19 protein-coding genes and 1 tRNA gene are annotated in these 22,563 nt (G+C 40.4%); 9 read left to right on the top strand and 11 right to left on the bottom strand.

The features are described 5' to 3' along the window. Window positions 1–5: 5 nt before the first annotated feature. Both APA_RS03545 and APA_RS03550 read left to right on the top strand, forming a co-directional pair. The gene (locus tag APA_RS03545; RefSeq protein WP_201320936.1) at window positions 6–1,154 is read left to right on the top strand and encodes a PotD/PotF family extracellular solute-binding protein; all 1,149 of its coding nucleotides are present in this window, start codon (window positions 6–8) and stop codon (window positions 1,152–1,154) included. A gap of 82 nt (window positions 1,155–1,236) precedes the next feature. Continuing rightward, the gene (locus tag APA_RS03550; RefSeq protein ID WP_201320937.1) at window positions 1,237–3,969 is read left to right on the top strand and encodes a low-complexity tail membrane protein; all 2,733 of its coding nucleotides are present in this window, start codon (window positions 1,237–1,239) and stop codon (window positions 3,967–3,969) included. Here the strand turns inward: APA_RS03550 and pgeF are convergent. Continuing rightward, complete coding sequence (gene pgeF / locus APA_RS03555) at window positions 3,949–4,695, bottom strand: peptidoglycan editing factor PgeF (protein WP_201320938.1); 747 nt, start codon at window positions 4,693–4,695, stop codon at window positions 3,949–3,951. The genes APA_RS03550 and pgeF overlap by 21 nt on opposite strands. A gap of 108 nt (window positions 4,696–4,803) precedes the next feature. Then, window positions 4,804–5,583 carry a carbonic anhydrase gene (locus tag APA_RS03560; RefSeq protein ID WP_236579391.1) on the bottom strand — a complete coding sequence of 260 codons (780 nt, stop codon included), beginning with the start codon at window positions 5,581–5,583 and terminating at the stop codon, window positions 4,804–4,806. Between the two features lie 240 nt (window positions 5,584–5,823). Between APA_RS03560 and APA_RS03565 the strand changes: the two genes are divergently transcribed. Further along, the gene (locus tag APA_RS03565; protein ID WP_201320939.1) at window positions 5,824–6,336 is read left to right on the top strand and encodes a Ycf51 family protein; all 513 of its coding nucleotides are present in this window, start codon (window positions 5,824–5,826) and stop codon (window positions 6,334–6,336) included. Window positions 6,337–6,486: 150 nt separating this feature from the next. After that, window positions 6,487–8,601, top strand: a complete 2,115-nt coding sequence (locus APA_RS03570; RefSeq protein WP_201320940.1) for a bifunctional diguanylate cyclase/phosphodiesterase — start codon at window positions 6,487–6,489, stop codon at window positions 8,599–8,601. Between the two features lie 85 nt (window positions 8,602–8,686). On the opposite strand, the gene APA_RS03575 is transcribed toward APA_RS03570, so the two are convergent. Continuing rightward, on the bottom strand, window positions 8,687–10,036 hold the full coding sequence (locus tag APA_RS03575; protein ID WP_201320941.1) for a serine/threonine-protein kinase: 1,350 nt from the start codon (window positions 10,034–10,036) through the stop codon (window positions 8,687–8,689). An 84-nt stretch (window positions 10,037–10,120) separates the two neighbouring features. Continuing rightward, window positions 10,121–10,192, bottom strand: a tRNA-Asn gene (locus APA_RS03580). 313 nt (window positions 10,193–10,505) lie between these two features. Between APA_RS03580 and APA_RS03585 the strand changes: the two genes are divergently transcribed. After that, on the top strand, window positions 10,506–11,084 hold the full coding sequence (locus APA_RS03585) for a hypothetical protein (protein WP_201320942.1): 579 nt from the start codon (window positions 10,506–10,508) through the stop codon (window positions 11,082–11,084). Between the two features lie 24 nt (window positions 11,085–11,108). On the opposite strand, the gene APA_RS03590 is transcribed toward APA_RS03585, so the two are convergent. Both APA_RS03590 and APA_RS03595 read right to left on the bottom strand, forming a co-directional pair. Further along, complete coding sequence (locus tag APA_RS03590; RefSeq protein ID WP_236579392.1) at window positions 11,109–12,047, bottom strand: DMT family transporter; 939 nt, start codon at window positions 12,045–12,047, stop codon at window positions 11,109–11,111. Between the two features lie 52 nt (window positions 12,048–12,099). Beyond that, the gene (locus APA_RS03595; RefSeq protein ID WP_201320943.1) at window positions 12,100–12,363 is read right to left on the bottom strand and encodes a hypothetical protein; all 264 of its coding nucleotides are present in this window, start codon (window positions 12,361–12,363) and stop codon (window positions 12,100–12,102) included. A 70-nt stretch (window positions 12,364–12,433) separates the two neighbouring features. Between APA_RS03595 and APA_RS03600 the strand changes: the two genes are divergently transcribed. From APA_RS03600 to APA_RS03610, 3 genes are all read left to right on the top strand, one after another. Next, the gene (locus APA_RS03600; protein WP_201320944.1) at window positions 12,434–12,625 is read left to right on the top strand and encodes a hypothetical protein; all 192 of its coding nucleotides are present in this window, start codon (window positions 12,434–12,436) and stop codon (window positions 12,623–12,625) included. A gap of 58 nt (window positions 12,626–12,683) precedes the next feature. Further along, window positions 12,684–13,316 carry a Uma2 family endonuclease gene (locus APA_RS03605; protein ID WP_201320945.1) on the top strand — a complete coding sequence of 211 codons (633 nt, stop codon included), beginning with the start codon at window positions 12,684–12,686 and terminating at the stop codon, window positions 13,314–13,316. A 64-nt stretch (window positions 13,317–13,380) separates the two neighbouring features. Then, window positions 13,381–15,015 carry a glycosyltransferase family 39 protein gene (locus APA_RS03610; protein WP_201320946.1) on the top strand — a complete coding sequence of 545 codons (1,635 nt, stop codon included), beginning with the start codon at window positions 13,381–13,383 and terminating at the stop codon, window positions 15,013–15,015. A 39-nt stretch (window positions 15,016–15,054) separates the two neighbouring features. Here the strand turns inward: APA_RS03610 and APA_RS03615 are convergent, their stop codons facing one another. Continuing rightward, window positions 15,055–15,513, bottom strand: a complete 459-nt coding sequence (locus tag APA_RS03615; RefSeq protein ID WP_201320947.1) for a Crp/Fnr family transcriptional regulator — start codon at window positions 15,511–15,513, stop codon at window positions 15,055–15,057. A gap of 3 nt (window positions 15,514–15,516) precedes the next feature. Next, window positions 15,517–18,624: an MFS transporter gene (locus APA_RS03620; RefSeq protein ID WP_236579393.1), complete on the bottom strand. Its 3,108-nt coding sequence runs from the start codon at window positions 18,622–18,624 to the stop codon at window positions 15,517–15,519. Between APA_RS03620 and APA_RS03625 the strand changes: the two genes are divergently transcribed. Further along, window positions 18,597–19,415: a PD-(D/E)XK nuclease family protein gene (locus tag APA_RS03625; protein WP_201320948.1), complete on the top strand. Its 819-nt coding sequence runs from the start codon at window positions 18,597–18,599 to the stop codon at window positions 19,413–19,415. The two genes, APA_RS03620 and APA_RS03625, sit on opposite strands and share 28 nt — an antisense overlap. Window positions 19,416–19,438: 23 nt before the next feature. On the opposite strand, the gene APA_RS03630 is transcribed toward APA_RS03625, so the two are convergent. The 3 genes from APA_RS03630 to APA_RS03640 form a co-directional block, all read right to left on the bottom strand. After that, a complete protein-coding gene (locus APA_RS03630) occupies window positions 19,439–20,527 on the bottom strand; it encodes a glycosyltransferase family 1 protein (protein ID WP_201321023.1) in 1,089 nt (362 codons plus the stop codon). Beyond that, the gene (locus tag APA_RS03635; RefSeq protein WP_201320949.1) at window positions 20,524–21,405 is read right to left on the bottom strand and encodes a glycosyltransferase family 2 protein; all 882 of its coding nucleotides are present in this window, start codon (window positions 21,403–21,405) and stop codon (window positions 20,524–20,526) included. Before APA_RS03635 ends, APA_RS03630 begins: the two co-directional genes overlap by 4 nt. Window positions 21,406–21,518: 113 nt before the next feature. Then, window positions 21,519–22,526, bottom strand: coding sequence for a glycosyltransferase (locus tag APA_RS03640; protein ID WP_201320950.1), 1,008 nt, complete (start codon window positions 22,524–22,526; stop codon window positions 21,519–21,521). Window positions 22,527–22,563: the final 37 nt, after the last annotated feature.

Consider the following 22,563-nt stretch of genomic DNA (forward strand, 5'->3'; position numbering starts at 1 on the left):
CTATTATGCAAATCTCTCGGCGCAAATTTCTTAGACAAACTGCCTATGTCACATCGGCGATCGCTAGTGCATCAACTCTCGCTGCTTGTGGCATTTTTGAGAAGAGTCCCCAAGAAACGAAGGCTGGCGGAGATGAAGTAGAGCGACCAGTTACTCAAGACAAAAGCACTTTATATATTTATGGTTGGGCTACCTACGTTAACAATCAAGAAGTTTTAGATAATTTCACGAAAGAAACTGGAATTAAAGTTGTTGGTGATACCTATGACTCTAATGAAGTCATGTTGGCAAAGCTAGAGGCTTCGGGCGGAAGATCGGGCTATAGCATCATTTATCCCAGTGACTATATGGTGACGCAGATGCGGGATTTAAAACTGTTAGCACCGCTTAATAAAAAGTTATTACCCAATATCAAAAATATTGAGCCCAATTATTTAGATCTACCTCACGATCGCGGCGCTATATTCAGTATTCCTGTAAGTTTGGGGACAACTGGGTTTGCCTATAATGTTGAGGCAGTTAAGTCAATTATTGGGGAAGAGCCACTGGATTGGCGCTACCTATGGGATAACAAAGAAAAACTGCGAATTACCCTAGTTAATGATCCGCGTGAAGTGATCGGAATGGCTTTACATATTCTGGGGCATTCTTACAACACCAAAGAAATTGTAAAGATTGAGAAAGCTTTCCAAAAATTGCAGGAATTGACACCTGCGATCGCCAACTTTACCACCGATGCATGGCGTGAGCCTCTTGCTTCAGGGGATTTAATGATCTGCATGGCATTTTCAGGTGATGCGATCAGTTTGGCAAGGCAAGATCCGAATATCAAATATGTGCTGCCCAATAACGGTACATCGATTTGGACTGATACCATGGCAATACCTAGAGGTGCGTCAAACATTGAAGGTGCTCATGCATGGATAAATTATGTAATGCGACCTGAAGTTGCCGCTAAAATTAGTGATGCGAATAGTTTTGGTACAACTAATAAATTGGCAAAATCGATGATTCCTGACGATCTGAAAGCGATTAAGGCTTTGGAACCATCGCAAGCAATTACTGCCAAAAGCGATCGCATTACCAAGCTCGATCCTGAAATCCTCCAAATATATGAAGGATTCTGGACGCGCTTAACCACAGGTTTAGGATAAAAAGCCTAGTTATGCGAGTTGCGCTTACAAGGAGCGACTCTCATGACCTTTAAAGATCTCGCAATCATTCCTGAAGACTCATATGACATCACCACATCCCCCTAATCCAACTAGCAATATCTCTCTGGGTCATAATCCTTTTATCTGGGGAAATATCGCTTTACTTGCAGGTGTGCCTTGGTTATTGGCGCTGAGTATGGCTGGCTTAGCGGTGGGCGATCCAGTCTTTCCTGAGTGGTTTGAGATTTTTCTATTGGGATTTCCTGCGATCTCATTGGTGGCTTGGGTACAGTGGCAACAGCCGATCTCGCCATTTAGTTTATGGATTGTCTCGAAGCCAAGTGAGAGCCTAAGCGATCGAGAGCGTCAGATTTTGACTCTCGTTAAGCAACATAGTAATGGTTGGTATGTGACGGGTTGGATTGCTACTGCTGTTGCCATAGTCATGAGTGCTATATTTTGCAAGATTTATATATCTGCACCATTAGCTCAGGCGATCGCCCCATTTCCTGCTGGTTTGCGATTGTTTGGTATCCTATGGGCTGAGATTTTCTTTTTATTAAGTAATGTTTTGCTGCAAGCTGGGGTTTCAGCTTTGCGTATTAAGTTAACTGCGGAGTCAGAGTTAAACGGATTGAAGCCATTTAATCCTGAAAAAATTAAAAGTAGCTTTACAAGTATTGGCTTGCCATCGCCTCAGCTATTAAAGTTTTTTGAAGAAGATACAGCGATCGCTCAAGTATCAGATGAAGCGCCTCAAGGCGAAGTTGCTGAGCAGCCTTTAGATATAAATGAACCAAAAGAAGCTCCAGATGCTGAGGCAATAGAGCCTAGTAATTTTATTGCTGAAGTCGCGCCTGAGGCAGTGCCAGAAATCAATGCTCTTGTTGAAGATACGTTGTTTGAGACTGAGGCGATCGCAGACAAGGTAGAAGAGTTGATTGCAGATCCTGTTGAGTTTGTTGAAGATTCTGAAGATATAGAATCCTTGGACTCTACTGACACTATTTCACAACCTGAGATAGAAACAATTCCACATGAAGGAATTTTCCAAGAAACCGAAGAATTAGAGCCTATTGAATTTTTTGCGGCTCCGAAACTTGAGGATTTAGATATTATAGATACTTCTTCAGAGCCAGAGTTTGAACCTGAGACGGATACAGAGGTTGCAGATGTTAGTCTAGACAATGATTTTGTTGAAGACGTTGCAGAATTAGAGATCGGTGCGATCGGTGCTGAAGAATTAGTAATAGAGATGATTTCTGAAACTGAAGCTGGACAGTTTATCGAAGAAATCCAGACCGAATCAAGTTTAGATATCGAAACTTCTCAGGCTGTGGAACTTGAACCTGCTGAGATTGTTGAGGAAATAGAGGTTGAGCTTTTTGGGGATATTACAGATCCTACATCAGAACCTGAGATTGAGGAATCTGCAACATCTGAGAATGCGGCTGTTTTAGAAGTAGCTGATGTTAGCTTAGATGAGCAGTTTGTTGATGAAGGTGAAGAACTAGAGATTAGTGAAATCATTGCTGAAGAATCGTTAATAGAGACAATTTCTGAGCCTGAAATTGAGCAATTTATTGAAGAACCTCGGATTGAGGTAACTTTAAATCAAGAAATTGTCCAAGAAAATGAAGAATTAAATCCGTTTGAGCTTGTTGAAGATGAAAAGTCTGATATTGGAGCAGCTTTAGATTCTACTGAAGGTGAGGCTAATCTGGATGAAGTGATTGCTGAAGAAGGTGATGAACTAGAGGCTTTTGAGACACCTGAAGAGCCTGAATTGACGTTTTTAGAAATTCCAGATGCTAGTCCAGAGGCAAAATTTGAAGAGACTGAACAAGATGAGGCTAACTTAGAACTTGCAATCACTGTTCAAGATGAGGAGTTTACAGAGGAAGATGAGGAATTAGAATCTCTTGAGAATATTGAAGATTATGAAGTTGAGGAGACTTCAAATACAATTCTAACAAGTGATGATAGAAGGAGTCTTGATTTTTTGAAAAAGTCACGTAAAACTGGAGGATCGCAAAAAAAACAAGGATTTGGCAAATCTATAAAACGTGATGTTGTCTCAAGCCCAGAAATTATAGAGCCTGAGTCTGCAAAAGCAACAGAACCAGAGGCGATACCAGAGGCGATCGCTGATCCTACAATCGAAATTGAGTCAGATATTGAGTCGGATTTGGGATTCCCAGATCCCATCTCAGAGCCAGAGATGATTCAAAAATTTGATAAAGAGTTCGATCTTGAGGCGATCGCAACACCCATTGAGGAAGATTTAGAAGCGTCAGAAATCAAAGCTCAAAATTTTGATGATGAATTAGATGAGCTTATTGCATTTAATGCCTATGTTGAGAATATTCTACGAGAATACCTAGAAGAAAAAGACGAAGAATCTAAAAATGCAGAATCTTCGGATGAGGAAATTCCTGAGCAAGTTGATCCATCAATAGTCTTTGATCCAACTATTGAAGCGATCGCGATCGCTAAAGAAAGTGTGGAAGCTTTTACTGAAAATCTCCCAGATGTAGAAACTCAAGTTTCTGCTGACATTGCTGAAGTGCTCTCTAATAATGAGCAAGCACCCCAAGATCCTGAATATTTGGTTCAAGAACTTCTCGTTGACAAGTTTTTAGCCAGAATAGAAGAACTGAATGTAGACAAAGCTAACAAAGCTGCTATTGAGCAAACTACAGAAAATATCTCAAATCCTAATCCTGAGATTGATGAGTTTGCTGACCTTGAGGCGCTTTTAGATGGAAAACCCAAAAATCCTGATACTGATGATTTAAGCGATCGCAATGCCTGACCATTGAACTTGCGGCGCTCTGGGGTGTGGATTAGGGTTGTTCAGAAAATAACGTCGATAGGAAAAGAATATCTCCTCATGTTGTAGCGTGCAGTAGGGGGCGATCGCCACATTTTCTACTGACATTCCTAACTCTTGAAGCTGTTGCAATTGGACTTGACGCAAATCGAGTTTGACTCGTTCTGGATGCTCATCAGGCTGCAACCCAACTGTTTGATTAATCGTTGCTGTTACCTGTTGTGCAACATCTTGTGACACTTGATAAGCCCTTCCCGAAATTGCTGGCCCAAGCGCCACTCGCAAATCTTGTAACTCACTGCCTCGATCGCATAATGTTGCGATCGCCTTAGTCACAATCCCCGCAGCAGTGCCGCGCCAACCTGCATGGACAGCCGCCACTGAACCTAGCTTGCGATCGCCAATTAAAACAGGCACACAGTCAGCAGTACAAACCCACACCGACCGATTATTTCCGTTGCGTGTTGCCCAGACTCCATCAGCTTCAGGTAAGTTAGCGTTTGGAGCAATTTCGATTTCATCAGCATGGATCAAGCGATTCCCATGTACTTGTTTGGCTCGATAGGATTTTCCCGTTTCTACGAGATGATTATGCAGATCGATTGGTAATTTGGGAGCGTGCGATCGTGTAAAAAATCCATGTTGCCAGTCAGCAAGTAAATCGCAAGTTAGTACGCCGTCTCGCCATTGCCATTGATTTGCGTTCATTGATTTAGAGTCTTAAAAATAATCAAGCGTCAATAGTCTCGATCCTAACCCAAAAAGCAGAAGAAGTTGCCCGATAGGCAACTTCTTCTGCTTTTTGAACTAATGAGTTTAACGATGCAACTGCACAGATCTACCATTGATAGGTTGAATTGGACGAGCATCGACTTGATAAAGCTTTTCAAAAGCTTCGATTTGCTCCTCAGAGATAGTCATAGGCTCCACAAAAACATTCCATTTAACGCCTTCGCTACATGGTGGAGTAGTTAAAGAACCTGCGTAACTATAGTAAGCTTTACTAATCGGCAAGAGCTTCACAGCATTGATCGTGATATTACTGACAGTATTGGTTTTGCCAGTAGCAGGAATATTTTTCCAGACTTCTTCAATTAGAGGATTTGCCTTGCCTTTAGTAAGCATAACTCCCACTACGGCAAGTTTACCAGTTTCATTGCGATGAACTAAATGTAGTTCCATTGCAGCAGCCTTGTCATTGATTTCATGTTCACTAGGAGTATGAAAATGGAACTGAATAAGTGCATACTTCTCTCCATCAATAGTAACAGTGCTACCTTCAGCATAGTTCACTTGAATTGTGTGACCATTATTGATAACCACTAAGGGAGAAGCTTTATAGTCAAAGCTGATTTTTGAAGGAGTGCTTTCTACAGTATTTTTGATATTGATAGGAGATTGATCTCGACCTGACTCACATAGTGCAAAATCTTTGCTAAGGCTACCCCATTGAGTTGGATTTTCTGCTCCTCCGTAGCGCCAATGAGGAGCAACTTCTCCTGCCAAAGCGGGTGTCGATATTGTTGATAATGTCGCTATGAAGATCGTCAATAGCAACATCACCTTCTTGCCATGATTCTTGTTTCGTGAGTTCATTAAAATGCTAGCTCTTTTCTGAAAGACAAGGTAAATATAGCTGATGTAGCTTAAAGTCTCCTAACTTTCTACAATTTTTTACAAATATGTTTGTCTCAAATAAATTAGGAAAAGACAAAACCCATAAAGTAGAGACTGCAAGAAGCACCGTTTGTACTTTATGGGTTTTATTTGGTTTGCAGAGCAAAGGGCTATAAAATGGATTGAGTAGTTATCTAAAAATTTACAATAAATTAATTTATGTCGCTAACGCCTGCTTTATTTGGTCAACTCGCACAAGCAATGGGCATATTTGTATTGGTCTGTGCCTTAATTACAGGATTAGCTGTAACATTTAAGTGGAGTTGGCGCTATCGAATGGTGGGCGCAACCCTATTTTCGGTTGTTTTGGTTGTTGGGCTTTTCTCCCTTAGCTTTGAGCCAATTACGCGCTCATCCATTCAAGGCTCTGTCCCATTTAAGCTTGTTTACGATCGCTTTGGTCCAAATGCCACGATCGCTGTCGCTCCGACAATTACTCCTGAACAACTTGAAGCAACTTTAAAACAAGCTAGTAGTAACCTATTTTCGTCTGGTCGTAATGCCCAAGGTGAATCGCAGTTGACTATTTATGCCCGCACAGTTGTGCATCCTCGCGAAGGCGTATCTAAGCCGCTATATCTAGGTCGAGTCAAGCGATCGTTAAACTTACGCAATGATCCCAATATAGAAGTAGATATTTTCACTGATAAATTTGCTGAATTAAGTAGCTAGGCAAAAGAAAGCTTAAGAATCCAAAAAGACAAATCGCCCGCTACGCGGGCGATTTGTCTTTTTGGATTTTAGTTTTTATTCTTTAATCTATTTTCAGTAAAGATATGGTTTAATTTTATCAATTATCCTTAAAGAACTATAAAAATAATTGTGAAAAAGCTTTTCTCTGAGACTTTGTTAGCATTGTTTGACTGTGCAAATCGCATTAGTGAATCAGAAGCATTAACTAAACAACAACAAGATGATTTACAAAGCATAAAATCTTTTGGGGAAACGCTAGCAATCTGCTTTGATAATGCAGAAAGAGAGATAAATATTCTCAAACAAAGAATTAAAAGACTTGATCGATCCAATCCAAGCTTAGAATTTGATAATGAAAATGAAACCTATACTTTGATAGCATTGATTTTTGCTCGTCTTAGACAATCAATTAATATTGATGAATTACTAGGTAACGTTGCTTTAGAGGTTCACCAGTTACTACAAAGCGATCAAGTAATTGTTTATCAATTAGCAGATCAAGATATACAAACAATTCAATACGAGGTTGTTAATGATTCTAGATACTCGCTTCTAGGGCAGGCTGCGCCATCAATTTATACCGATCTACAATGGCTAGAAAAATTTCAAACATCCATTAGTCAGGTTATTAATGATGTTGCCGATGCTGATTCTGATCCTCTAATTTCTAGTTCGCTCATGCCATTAGGCATCCATTCAGCGATCGCTATTGCTATTCCTAGCGGTAAAAAATTATGGGGGCTATTAATATTACATCAATATAATATTCCATGCGATTGGCGAAATTGGGAAATTGAACTTCTTGAAAAGATAGGAATTCAATTAGCAATTTCAATTCATCAAATGAAATTACTGGTTAAGTCTGACGATATAAGAATCGAACGAGATCAAATCATTGCCAGATTACTTTATAACCAGCTTCATGACTCATTGACAGATCTGCCCAATCGAGACTCATTTATGGAGTCTCTGGATCTAGCATTTACAAAATTACAAACTGATAATGAGCGTAACTTTGCGGTCTTATTTATCGATTGCGATCGCTTCAAATCAATTAATGATAGTTTTGGAACTGCAATTGGTAATCAATTATTGCAGGAAATTAGTAAGCGCATAGCTATATATCGCAACAATAATATAACTATGGCAAGAATTGATAGCGATGAATTTGTACTCTTAGTTGAAAATATCGGCACAGATAATCTTGAGAGAGAAAGTTGTCTCACACAATTAGCTGGTCAAATCCTAGAAAGTATTGGGGAGCCATTTCTTATTAATGATTATCAAATTCTTACCTCTGTTAGTATTGGCATAGCTATTAGCGATCTTGAATATGTTTGTGCAAACGAGATTTTACGAGATGCCAATCTTGCGATGCACCATTCACGCAGTCTTGGCAGGGGTAAACAAGCATTATTTACAACTAGCATGAATCAAGGCGCAAAGGTTCGTTGGCAACTAGAGTCTGACTTGCGCCAAGCGATCGCACGTCAGGAATTTTATTTGGTCTATCAGCCTATAGTTTCATTACATCAACATGATTTATCAGGATTTGAAGTTTTACTACGTTGGATGCATCCATTACAAGGGCTGATTTCTCCGATGGAATTTTTAGCGATCGCGGAAGAAACTGGAGAGATTGTTCAGATCGGTTATTGGGTTTTAGAAACAGCTTGTAGACAGTTACATCAATGGCAACAAGAATTCCCTAATATTCCACCAATTACCATAGCAATTAATGTTTCTACGATCCAAGTAATCCAACCCGAATTTGTTGAAAGAATTCAATCAATAATTTCAGAATATCAAATTTTGCCTAGTTTGATTAAGTTGGAAATTACCGAAACAATGCTGATGGATAATATCGAAATTTCTTCGCAAAAATTGGAGCAACTTCGAGGAATTGGTGTACAAGTTTATATCGATGACTTTGGTACTGGTTATTCTTCCTTTAGCTACCTACAAACCTTACCAATTGATGTTTTAAAAATTGATCGTAGTTTCACGAATAGAGTCTCTACTGACATTAAAAGTCAAAGAATTGTGCAGTCAATTTTGCGCTTAGCTAACAATCTTGGCATGGGAATTGTCATTGAGGGCGTGGAAACATCTCAAGAGTTAGATTATTTTGAAACGTTAGGTGGCAGTAGTATTGAAGTACAAGGTTACTTTATTTCGCATCCGTTAGATAGCGAAAAAGCAACTCAATGGATTCAATCAACAACTTATTCCCTTCCCATTTAATAGTTAGTGGTGTGTGGCAAAGCCACGTACCTCAATTGATCCCTAAAAAAGCGAATGGTGGCGTGAAGCATCGCCATTTGCCTTTTTAGGGATCAATTGACTGATGATTTTGAAACCAGTCTTGAATTTCTTGGGCGAGCCATGCAGTTTCTAACTCGGTTAGTTTATTATCGCCAAGCATAAACCTGTTATTTTGTATTTGAATAGCTACTGAGCCTTTAGTTTTATTTGACATACTTGTGTAGATGTACTCAAGCTGATTTATTGCAAACTTTTGAAGATAATGTTGCCATCCAAATGCTTTCTTACTGAGTCTGCAAGTACGCTCGGACAGATCGACCGAGAAAAATATTGTTGTGAAGCTTTTAATGACTTGAAAATAAGCAAGATAAATTACAAATAGAATTATCATGATTGCTGTCAAAATATTTGCTTTTGCCACAACAAATGCAAGTGGAACCATTCCAAATAATGCTGATAATGCAAGTAACACCGAAACAAATTTTCCACCAAATAGGGCGCTGGGAATGGTGACTACTAACTTTGTTGGAAATCGCCAAATTTCAACTCTGCTATTAAATGGTTGAGGAATTTTAATTTGACGGCTACTAGCTTTGGGTTTAGTAACTTGCTCTGGATCTTGATACAGCGCATCGATCGCTTCTCTTGCTGAGGCAAACCGCCGCTTGACGGATGGAGCTGTCATTTTTTGCACCCAATCTAAAAGTTGAGGACTAGCGCCAGAGCGATCGCGAAATTGAATATTTAAATCATCATCTTGGGGTAACTCCGCAGGCGAAATCCCTGTCAGTAAATGGATAGCAGTTGCCCCCAAACCATATAAATCCGAAGCAGGTACCGATCTTCCCCCATACTGCTCCATCGGCGCATAGCCATAGGTTCCGACGACTGTAAAAGTTTTGCCTTCAGCAGATGCTTTGTCTTGGACTGCCCCAAAATCAACCAAATAAATTTCTTGGCGATCGCTCCAGATCAAATTACTTGGCTTGATATCGCGATGTAGTACAGGTGGATTCAATCCATGTAAATAAATCAGAATCTCTAGAGTATCAATGACAATATCTTCGACCTGTAGTTCGGTAAATTTTTGTCCTTGCACTAATAACTCCTTGAGGGAGGCTCCTTGGATATGTTCTTGGACTAGCCCAAACCAAAGCGATCGGTCATCGATCGTAAAATAATCGCGATATTTAGGAATACGGGGATGATTTAGCTGCTTCAGGACTTGAGCCTCACGCTCGAATAGCTTTAAGTCTTCCCACTGCACGTCACCGCCAAAAGTGAGTAATTTGACGACAACAAATTCACCATTTGCTTCTAAATCTTTTGCCAGCCAAGTTTGCCGTCCAGAGTTAAGCCCTAACTGACTTTGCAATTGATAGCGCTCTTTGAAGATTTCTTGTGACTGCGGCATAAATACATACAGCTTGTTGCACAATTTTAGCGCGATTTCATAAAACAAGAAGGTATGCATTGCATACCTTCTTGTTTTGAATAACTCCCCAGGCGGGATTCGAACCTGCGACCGATCGGTTAACAGCCGATTGCTCTACCACTGAGCTACTGAGGAATGTAGCTGTTTCGCTGTGTCAATGACTTCAGCGTTAACAACTATAGCGTATAAGTGCCGCGATCGCGCAACCTTTTTTTAAAGTTTTTTTATATTCCCTTCCTGCCCAAAAAATAGACGTTACAAAGCCAAGAATTGGTAGTGTGGGGCAAAGCCCCGCACTACCAATTCTTGGCTGGGAAGTGAGTAGCTATAGATCTTGAAATTTCTAGTGCCAATTCCCTAAAGAGTACATACACTAAAATCGCAGTGTTGTGCAATCAGTCAGCATATGCTTTCATCAGTATTACTAAAGTTAAACATTGGTTTAAGTATGAAAAGATCAGCCTCTTTTGCTGTTGGCTTAGTTTTATTGACTGTAAGCGCTTGCACCCCATCTACACCAAGTAGTGAAACGGCAAGTCCCACCAAACCAATAGCAACGAATGCAAGCTCTTGGTATGAATACAGTTCTGAGGCTGGAAAATTTACGGTGCTAATGCCAAACAAGCCACAGGAGAAATCTGAGGCGCGAAAAACTGATATTGCTACAGTCAAGATGAACGTAGCGATTTCTGAGTTTAATCAATCAGCCTATTTTGCTAGTTATGCTGACTTTCCAGAAAAATTTCCTGATGACGAGATCGAGCCACGCTTGAATGAAGCCATGAAAGGCATTGTCGGTGGTTTGAAAGGTAAGGTCACATCTTCAAAGGAATCCAAGCTTGGTAAAGCTTCATGTCGTGATTTTGAAGCTACTGGAAAAATACAGGCTATTGATGCATTATTCAAAGGTCGCATTTGCCTGAATGACAATCGTCGTTTCTATCAAATGTTTGTGTTAGCTCCTGCGACCAAATTCTCGAATACTGATGTCGATCGCTTCATCAACTCTTTTAAAATTAAAGAGTAAATTAAAGAGACGCTTTGCGTCTCTTTAATTTCTAGAACTTCCCAAAGAAATGATCATGGAGCCAATCACTACTGCGATCGCGCCCATATAGCCCAACAAACTTAGGGGTGATGGCGTTAAAAATTGCGGCACAAAACTTGGCAAGATCGCCGAGGCGGCTAAGGTAACGAGAGGTGCAAGAGTAATCACTGCACTGACACGCGAGGCTTCCCAATGTTCAAGAGCCGCCGCAAATGCCCCGTAAGCAATCAAAGTATTAAAAGCGCAAAAGATCAGGGCAATTAAGGGTAATCCAGATAGAGTAAAGAGTCTATTCGGATGAGCCATTGGTGCAAATAGAGTTGCGGCGCTGAGATATAAGCATAACAATATGGAAGTCGAAGGTAGATTTAGTAATAGTTGCTTTTGGGCAAGCCCATAAAAAGCCCAAACGATCGCTCCAAGGACTAGAAGCATATTGCCCCACATATAGGTGTCAAAGCTGGTAACTAGCGATCGCACTTGGTCATGGGAAAACAGAAACAGTCCACAAACGAGAATTGCAACACCACCCCATTGCCGATAGTTATATTTCTCTTTAAATACGACCAATGAAGCCATTCCCATCATCACAGGCGCGATTTGGGTAATTACTTGAGCATTATTGGCTGAGGTCTTGCCTACACCGATTAAAAATAAAATATAGTTGAGCGACAGTCCTCCAACGGCTACTAAAAACAATGGCACAGAAATTTTCTGCAATTGTTGCCATGTTGGTAGTTGTTGGCGTAGCGCTAGGTATCCTCCCAGCAAAACACCTGAAACAGTAAAGCGAAACCAAGTAACTGTAAATGGATCTAGCTCTTGGAGGACGATCTTGAGGGCGATCGCTAAAAATCCCCATAACAAAACCGTAAGTAACGATAGAGCTAGACCTAAACGAGATCGCCCAGAAACTTGATGTAAACGTATCGAAGAGGGCATTGAAATTTGATCTCATAAAATTAAGAAGGGCGCAATGCGCCCCCTCTTGATTTTAGGCAAACATCTCGACACTAGAGGAATAAATTGGCTCCACATGAATAGCAATTACTCGCTTAGGGCGGACTAGCAAAATTTCATTTAGTTCGGCTCTTACAGGAATAGGCATCAGATCATCATCACTTGCCTTGGCTTTAAATTGCGATGCGTACCAAGTTTTGACTTCTTCGATGGTTGTAAATTTTGTAGTAACTTCCTGCCCACCTTCTAGTTTTAAATGCACGATGTATTCGTTTGGCTTTCTGGGTTCTCTCGGCATCTCGATCTACTCCGTCTAAATTTCACGTAATCAAGCTGAATTATATAGCAAATCTCAGTAGTGGAAATTCATGAATTATCCTTTACCTCTTATTTCCATGCGTGATTGCAGCAATTCTCGTTATGAAACCGATTTTGGTGTTTCCAGCGCCATTGGCGCTGGAAACACCAAAATCGGTTTTTTGAAAGCCCGCTGTAGGCGGGCTTTCAAAAAACCGATTTTTATAATGAGAATTGCTGGCGTGATTGTCAAGAATTTGTGATCGCACTGCAACTCGGTAATAGACTAGTTAATAACTGTAGAGATAAGGGAGTTAGGTTATGACCGCATTAATGAATCCCCCAAGGCAACAGATAATTTTAAAGGGTATCCATTGGGAAACCTATCAATCCTTGGTGCGGGATTTAGAAGCACAGCCTAATAAACGTTTGACCTATGACAATGGAGTTTTGGAGATTAGAATGCCGCTACCACCTCATGAGCGTTACAAAAAATGGTTAGGGCGGTTGGTAGAAATTATCACAGAGGAGTTAGGGATTGAGATCGCTAGTTTGGGGTCTTGTACTTGGAGCCGAGAGGATTTACGGAAGGGTTTGGAACCTGATGAGTGCTATTACATCCAAAATGAGGCGGCGGTGCGTGGTAAAGAAACGATAACTTTGTCAGTCGATCCGCCGCCAGATTTGGCTATCGAGGTGGACAGTACAAGCAGTTCGCTGGATCGGATGGGAATTTATGCGGCGCTGGGTGTGCCTGAGGTATGGCGTTATGACTTTAAAGTAATGACGTTTTGGGTGTTGGTGGATGGTGTGTATGTTTCCCGCGAAACTTCGATCGCCTTGCCATTGGTGACAGCGACGGCGGTGCAGGTTTTGCTGAAGGAGGCGGCGAGTATGGGTGAGACGAGTTGGGCAAGGAGGGTGAGAGCGTGGATAAGACAAAGCAATCTCTAGCCAAGCTGGAAATATAACGGTAGGGTTTTAAAATCTATTTGTACATTAAACAAAGGAATTTAGAGTGAAAATTCATAAGTGGGCGATCGCCATATTATTGTGGGGTTTCCTGTTTAGGGCTGTATGTGCCATCTATCTCAACATTGGCTTTGATGAAGCTTACTATTACCTCTACACCCAAAATCTCAACTTAAGCTATTTCGATCATCCTCCATTAGTGGCACTTACGGCGGGGATTGGGATCTGGCTAACGGGTGCAGTTACGCCTTTTACGATTAGGATTGGTGGCGTTTTACTTTATACGGGGACATTGATTTTCTCTTATCTAGCTAGTAAAAAGCTTTTTGGCGATCGCACAGCGACTTTAACTCTGGCGATTTTGACGACAATTCCTATTTTTCAGATTGCCTTTGGGATTCTCACTCTGCCTGATAATGCCTTGATGTTTTTCTGGGCGGCTTGTTTGTGGGTTGCTGCCGAAGAATTTTTTCCATCCGATCAGACTGACAAATATCAACCGACCTATCGCCTTGCCATGATCGGTTTATGCGTTGGGCTAGCATTTTTAGGTAAATATCATGGCTTACTCTTAGGTGGAGGACTGGTGCTATTTTGCTTGCTAAGTAGTCGTCATCGAAGCGCCCTGTTTTCAGTCTGGACGTTAGCAGCGATCGCGCTATTTGCGATCGCCATTTCGCCTGTGCTGTTGTGGAATGCTCAGCATGAATTTGCCTCTTTTCGCTTTCAGAGTGCGCGAGCTGTGCCATCCCAAGGCTATAACCTAGAGCGATTGTTGGTAACGATTCTACTAGCGCTCGGCTATTTGTTTCCCACGTTTGGGATTCCTTTATGGTGGACGAGTTTTCGCACGGTGGGGGGATTAGTTAAAGCTGCTGCAAGACAAGGTAAGAGAGATGAAAATAGCCATGAGCAGAATTATGAATTAGCGATCGCTGAAGATCGTCTTCGCAACAAGCAATTACTCATTCTTTGTGTATCAATGCCCATTTTCTTTGGTTTTACATTTATGGGTGGATTCATTCAAATTTTGCCATCATGGCACATGCCAGGATTTTTTGGCGCGACCCTTTTACTCGGTGAGAGAGCTGCCCAAGTACAATTAAAACGACCCAAATTTATTCGCAATTGGCTCTGGGGATCGGGTGTGGTGATTTTGTCACTGATGCTAATTGGCTTGCTCCATGTGCATCTAGGGATTGCTCAAAAAGGTGGAGACGCAGCGATCGCGGGTGGTTTTTGGGAAGCAAAGGATGATCCTTCCACACAAATGATTGATATAGAGCAGTTGCGCCAAGCCTTTATAGATTCGCCAATATTGACTGCCGAATTACAAAAATCGGATTTTGTGTTTAGCAATAATTTCTTTGTTGCAGGACAAGTCGCTATGGCGATTCAGCCATTGGGCAAAAAAATTACTTGTTTTGATGAAGATCTGCGCGGATTTGCCTACTGGAGCAAAGCTGAAGATTTCGTTGGCAAGAGTTCTTTGTACATTACGTCAGAACAATTTATGAAGGATGAGAGGTATCCACAACCCCTCGATAAGTACAAAGGTTACTTTCAATCCTTAGAAAAAATTGCTGATATTCCTATTAAAAGAGGAGGTCAAGCAGTCCAAATTTTTCCAGTCTATCGCGCTTCACCAATGTTAAAACCCTATCCACGCCCATATGGATAGCTATCAAGAATTAGTGATATGGGGCAAAGATCCACGCCACTAATTCTTGGCTGGCATGGTAACAGAAGCTTCTAACTCATTGAGTTTTATGTTTTGGCTCCGAATGCGACGAGATAGCAAACGAATAATATTTACAGCAATATCAGGAGTCTCATCGATCGCTTCATATAATTGTTGCTGCGTTAGCACTAAACAATCACAACCAGCAATAGCCGTTACCGAAGCCGATCTCGGTTCCGCATCAAATAGTGACATTTCACCAAAGCAACTACCTTTGTCTAAAATGGCAAGATCTTTATCCCCCAAATGCACCCGTACCCGACCTGCAACCACAATATATAGCGATCGCCCTTCCTGACCTTGTGAAAAAATTATTTTGCCAGATGGATAGGAAACCTCGTTCATGATCGAAGCAAGGCGAACCAAAAAGTCATCGCGCAATTCCTTGAAAATCGGAACTCCGCGCACTAATAGTAATCGATCAATACTGGTTAGCATCGCCTAAGACTCCCCATCCCTATTTGGTTTGCCGCCCATTCTGGCTCTTATTTCAGTATCTAAATCTTGACTGTCATGCAAATTATCACTTAGATTTAGGATGTTTTTGCCATTATTTTGAAAGTAATAGGAAATAGCCCTTGCTTGAGCAAGTACCAAAGAATCGCGATCCTTGAGTAAATGCGGCAAAACCTTGATCAGCGATCGCGGCGAAGCAACTTGCAAATAAGAGATCACTGCCTCCCTGACGAAACCTGTGGGATGTTCTAGACATTTCAACATCGCATCCGCAGGCAATCTCCAGTGCTCTATACGCCCCACATGAAAGCAGCAAGCTAAAGTCCAATCTGATAAGCAATAGCGCAAATCTACAAGTTGTTGTAATCGACTAGATGGTGACAGAGGCTCATAAGTATGAATGTTGGCGAGGATACTTAATTTGTCCGCGATCGAGCGATTATCAACCACTGACAAAATAATTTGCTTAACACTCAAGTCAACTGTATTGTCTAAAATTTCCATGCCACGAGCAAGACTGCTCTTAGAGTCAGACAGAATATTAAAAGCCGCCGCCTGAATTGCTGATGATGAATAAAGTAATTTCATCATCAGAAAAATTCGCTCTAAGCTATTGATCGCTTCATTCTGCAAAGAATCGATCAATAGACCAGCTTCTGTACTTGAAACTTGATCAATAGAAATATCTACTACTCCTGCCCAAGCCTCAGTCATCACTCCTAACTCTTGAATTACCATTTTCTCAATACCACTTCGCCCCATTAGTTCAAGGATCGCTTCAATGCCTTGCTCTTGAGGAATCCGAATCAGGGTACGTAAGATTTGTCGTCGATGTTTACCCCAAGATTTAGTTAAATTATTGGCAAGTACCGCAATTGAAGCTTGAGAGCCAATTTCCCCCAAAATATCCCAAGCCTGTATCCGCACATTGTCAGGGCTGCGATCGCTAAAGGATAGCTCTAGCAATGATGGAATTGCATCATCTCCAAGAGCTACGAGAGCCTCATGGGCAGCTTTGCGCGTTGCTTTGTAATGTAACCCACGAATAATCGAAGGGAAATATTCACTAGCGCGGGTTGCCGCGATCGCTCTGAGCAATGCACAGCGCACCTCAATCGATGGATCTTGCAATAATTGTGGCACATAAAAACGTAAAGACTGCATAAAAGCCGCCTCTGCTAATGCCCGACAGCCCAGCACTCGCTCAGGTTGTGATGAACTGGTGATCATATGCCGCAAAGTATTAGTTGCCTCTGCAACCTGTGACGAAGCCCCTAGCCTCATCATCAAAGCCACCGCAGTACCACGAATAATTGGATTTTGTTCTGGTCCCAGATATTTCCGTAATCCGTCAATATCGCGATTTTTTTCATCAGCCAGCAACACGTAGCGTAAGCATAAAGCTTGTACCTGAGGTGATGCATTAGGTGATTGCATCACCTCGCGAATATAAGCCAAATATCTAGGCTCAGGATTTTCTAGCATTGCTTCAATGCTTTGCGCTTGCAAATCTGGTGTCATCTGCGAAAGCATCGGCGCAAGGGTCTCGCCCACAGCTTGCGGCACAATTTGTGTCAACAGGTCAATACAGACCGATTGCTCAGTTTGAGTTTCGGCTCTGGTCATCGACTCCGATACCGCCCGACGTACTTCGCGCGTATCTACAGTTAACAGGCTCAGTTGCCCACGCTCCACACTCTGGATCAAAAGCTCCAAATAGCCTCGTCGTAGCAACCAAATAACCACCACCCAAACAATAGCGACAATCACAATGACTCCCGCAAACCAATGGGCGGAAATATCAGCACTGATATTATTTCGCCTAAAAATTTCACTAACAACCCAAATCAAAACCCCTGCACCACCTGTTGCTAAAGGATCGGCGATGCCTCTAACAAAGGATTGGATCTGGCTGCGAAACAAATCTGGCACAGCCTGAAAAAGTGTCGGCGCAGTCGCCGCTACAATCGTGAAACGAAATAGTTCATCAAAGAATTTCAGAACCACAAAGCCTGTTAACACCCCAAACGGCGCAAACCCTGCGATCGTGCCTGTAATGATGATGCCTATCGGGGGCATCAGAACCGCAAAAAATACGCCAATTCGTTCAATAATTCGACTAGAGCCAAAAAGCTGAAGGGCAAGCTTGAAGACTCCCATAATGCCGCCAAAAATCCCTAGAAAGCTGCCGATCGCTTCTTCAGTTTTAAGATGAATTTCCAGTTGGGACTGATACTGAAACTCAATCATGAAAAATAAAACTTGGGCAGCAATAAAGAAGCCAAACAAGAGCCAGACATACTTGCGGATATTGCCTTTGAGAGTACGGGTAGAAATTTCGCTATCTTCTTCACTGTTATATACAGAGTTAGGAAAAGCTTGTTTATAGCGGGTACTCAGATAAAATAATACGCAAGAACCGATCCCTAGCATCAAGCAAGTGGCAAGGGTCATATTTGCCGCCCCGCCTCCCCAAGCTACCAAAAATGGATAGGAAAAACCACCTACTATCTCGGCAACAATAATTCCTGTGCTAATCAAGGGAAAAGCGCGCTTAATTTCCCGAATATTAAATAACTGGTTTGCCGCAATATCATTATTAATATTGCTAAGTACATAAATACCCTCAACCCATAGGCGAATCCCAAATACGGCTGCTATATATATAAATGTGTTTTTTTGTTGCATCAGCCCCATCCATGCTACGGGCAGGGGTAATGCAAGCAAGCAGGAAATGCCCAGCATCACCCAACGCAAAGGAAATAGTTTTTGCAACCATGAGTAAAAAACCCCAAAAGCCGTCACCACAAAAGCTGTAGCGATGTATACCCAAGTCAATTTCTCGGCTGTATAGGCTTCGAGAAATAGGGTAGAGCTAGAATACTCAAGCCATACCGCTCCAATCGATGTTGCACCGTAAAATAAAAACATCAAAAACGTGCGTTCAGCTTCGTCTGGACGCAGGTTGACGATTTTTAGAAATCGGCGCATCGAAGAATTAGAGTTAGGAATGACAGGTGCGGTCATCTGGGTGTATTCATGGATGATGGCGATCGTTTGACGATATGGTACTACAAGAACGCAAATCTGCAATGACAGCTATTTCGCCAATTACCTCAATTTCACAAGGACATCTCAATATTTGGGAAATTTGTCGGCGTAGATATCAATATAGTTTTTTAGAGGAGTTGAGTTTACCCGAAGCTGATTTGCAGCGCAAAAAAAATTTGCTGTTAGGGTCAAATTTTCACTTGCTGATGCAGCAAAAAGAACTAGGGCTGGATGTATTGTCACTAGCAAGTAGCGATCCGAAGTTGCAATCGTGGCTAGCTGCCTTTGAGCATCAACCACCAGAAATGATTGATGGCGATCGCCTCTGTGAGCATCGACGCACATTAGAAATGACAATCGAAATGTCGCTGCATCATAGTGAGAATAGCGATTGTGGTCAAGCGTATTTTGTCTTAACTGCAATTTACGACTTTTTGATTTTGGGCGATCGCAAGGCGCAAATCCTCGATTGGAAAACCCATCAGGTGGCGATCGCTGCTGAAAAACTAAAAACCAATTGGCAAACCCGACTTTATCTATATCTACTAGCTAAAACAACTAACTATGCGCCTGAGCAGTTGTCAATGACCTATTGGTTTGCCAATACAGCCAAATCGGTAATTATTCCATACTCTCAAGCGGAGTATATAAGTACTGAAACCCAGTTAAAGCAAATTTTGACAGAAATTAACCAAGCCATTAATTACCCCAAATTACCGCTTAATAGTCCTGATTGTAATTATTGTGAGTTCCGCGATCGCTGCGATCGGGGCGATGTGTTAACTAGTTTTATCCCTAGCAATATCGCTGACATTCCTGAGGTCACAATATAGAAACCGCAGAGGTTTTAAAGATATTACATAAATCTCTTTAAAACCTCTGCGGTTTCTTGTCCAGTTTTCTCCCAGCTAAATAGACTAGCTCTAGCTAGTCCAAGCTCTGAAAGGTGAGATCTCAATCCTGCATCATTAGCGATCGCCTGCATTCCATCTGTAATTTCTTCTACTTTGTAAGGATCGATTAAAATTGCTGCGTTGCCTGCAACCTCTGGCAACGATGAAAGGTTCGATGTAATCACAGGCGTGCCACAAGCCATTGCTTCAAGTACAGGCAACCCAAAACCTTCCCACAATGATGGAAATACTAGGGCGATCGCACCACTAATTATTTTAGGCAAATCATCATAAGGAACATAATCCAGAAATTTCACTTGATCCGTGATGCCTAATTCTTTGGCTTGTTTCTTTAAAGCTGGAGTGTAGCGATTGTCTGAAGGTCCTGCTAGCCAAAGTTGGTATTCATGACTTGATCGCAGGTTTGCAAAGGCGGAAAATAGGCGGCTAATATTTTTATAGGGATCGTGTCTACCAATGTATAGAAAATATTGATGAGTTTGTGATCGTAACTGAGACACCCCTAATGGTCGAAAATGATTAGAATCATAGGCTAAAAGAATCGGTGTAATCTTACTAGCTGTAATATGGCAAAATTCAACAATATCTTTAGCTGTAGATTGGGAATTACAAACAATATGTTCTGATTGAATTAGAACCTGTGGAACGTAGTATTGATGGTATGCGGTAAGTGGAGAAAACTTTTTAGGAAACCGTAAGGGAATGAAATCATGAGCCATGATGACACTACGACATTTTGACCATAGCGGGGCTTCTGAAATTGGTGAAAATAAAAGTTGCGATTTTAGCTCTCCATATATTTTGGGCAACTGGAATTGTATCCACAGCAATCGACGCAGATGTCCTTCAAATCCTTGTTCTGAAGTTTGGTTAACAGGAGTGTAATAGCAATTATAGTTAGGTAAAGATTGCGAGGTCAAAACTATTGGTTCAATTTTTTTTAAATGAGGTAAAAGATTAAGAGCATAATTTGTAGTGCCAGTAGGTTTAGTTAACAAGAATGAATAATTAATTAATAAAGACAAAATTATTGATAGGTAAAAACTAATTTTATGATTTCTAAATTATAGAAATTAGGTGTTTTGATATATTCATATAAGAATTTAATAAATAAATATGCTTTTAAAATCAATATTTCCCACATTGGACGATGTTTATAATAATAGTAAATTTGGCTGCGCCTATATTCTAAAGACATTTTATTTGAAGATTTTTTAACCGAATGCCCTCTCAAATGAATTATAGGTTCATAAGGTGTGTACAAAATTTTATATCCCTTATTCCTAACTCTTTGACATAAATCAGATTCTTCAAAATACATAAAAAACCTTTCGTCAAATCCTCCTAATAAATTAAATAAATCTGTTCGGATGAAAAAAGCAGCCCCAACAACGATATCTACATTTTTAATATCTCGAAAATCCTGTTCCATAAGATTTAAACCGTTTTTGTCTTTAGCATTTTTATGCATTTTTTTAGCTTTAATTTCTCCCATTATCCCAATTTCAGGTGAGAAAGAAATCTGGAAATGCCCATCTGGAAAAATCAACTTAGTACCAATAACACCTACATCTGAGTTTTTAACCATTAATTCCACTAGGTGTGGCAAAAAGTTACTCGTAACTATCGTGTCAGTATTCAATAAAAACAAGAAATTTCCTCTGGCTTCCTTTGCTCCAACATTATTGCCAGCTCCAAAGCCTAGATTTTGAGACAATTTAATTAGCTTAATTCTAGGAAATTTACTTTCAATAAGATTTACACTATTGTCTTGAGAATTATTGTCAACCAGAATAATTTCGCATTTATCCTTAGGAATAAATCTTTCTAAAGAGCTTAAACAATCAACCAAAACATCTTCTCCGTTAAAGTTGACTAAAATAATTGAAACGAAATCAGTTAGTGACATGCTATTTCTTTTTCCTATTTATTTTAAGAGCCTTTAAATATGGCACTTGTCTCTGAATAAGCGATCGCCATATTTTCACTGCTTAGCAATATTGTAGAATAAGGATTTCAAAGCTATCTGGACTTAGCAGTACAGAGCTTTAAACAATATTCTTTGATTTTCTGGATGTCAAATAAAATTTTTAAACACCAAATTCTTAAAGCAACACCTTCAGCATTATATCCTGAAGTAATACTTTTACATAACAACCTAATTACTTTTAATCCTAAGTCTATATTTTTATCGTCGAAGGGATTAGTCCAATTTAAAACATCCAGTTCTTCTTTAAATCTTTCGTAGAATAGTTTGCTGAAGTTTCTTCGGACTAAATAGCTGTTGCGAGTAAATTTAAATTTTTTACTTGTTAAAGACAATATTTCACGATAAAATTTTCCTGAATCTTTAGTTACTCCTACATTATTTAAGCCGTGAATTCTATACATAACTAATGGTTGGCGAACATGCTCTATTTTACCTTTTTGAGCTGCAGCTAAAGCTATCCACCAATCGTGATACCAATTAATTTTGTCTTGATTCGGGAACGGGAGTATATCCCTTACTATAGAAGTACAAAATAGTAAAGAACATCCAGTTATTACATTACAGAGTAATAGTAGATCGATCGATAGTTTTTCTGGATTACGCCCTTCAAATCCCCAAGTAGAATGACTAATTATCTTATCTTCACGATCTATCATTCTTAAATCGGAATGTACCAAAACTGCCTGTTCCGATCTTAGCTTTTCTAAAAGTATTGCAAGCTTCTCAGGATACCAAATATCATCTTGATCTGACAAAGCTATAGCGCTGATCGTTTCATCTTCAATACAATATTTTAAACCGCGCTCAAAATTATAATAATGATTAAGATTATGACTATGAAAGTGACAAATAAATCGTGAGTCATCATTGACAAGTCTTTGAATGGATGTTTGAAACTCTACTAAAGAAAAATCATCAACAATATGACAAACCCAATTTTCAAAACTTTGTTTTTTTATTGAATCGATCTGTTTTTGGAAGTATTGTAAATTGGGATTATAAGTAGCTAGAACAATGGCAACTTTTTCCGTTAGTAGCATTTAAATTAATTGAATACTTGTTGTTTTTACGAATTTA

Origin of the sequence: Pseudanabaena sp. lw0831 (assembly GCF_016584665.1) — a bacterium.
Taxonomy (GTDB): Bacteria; Cyanobacteriota; Cyanobacteriia; order Pseudanabaenales; family Pseudanabaenaceae; genus Pseudanabaena.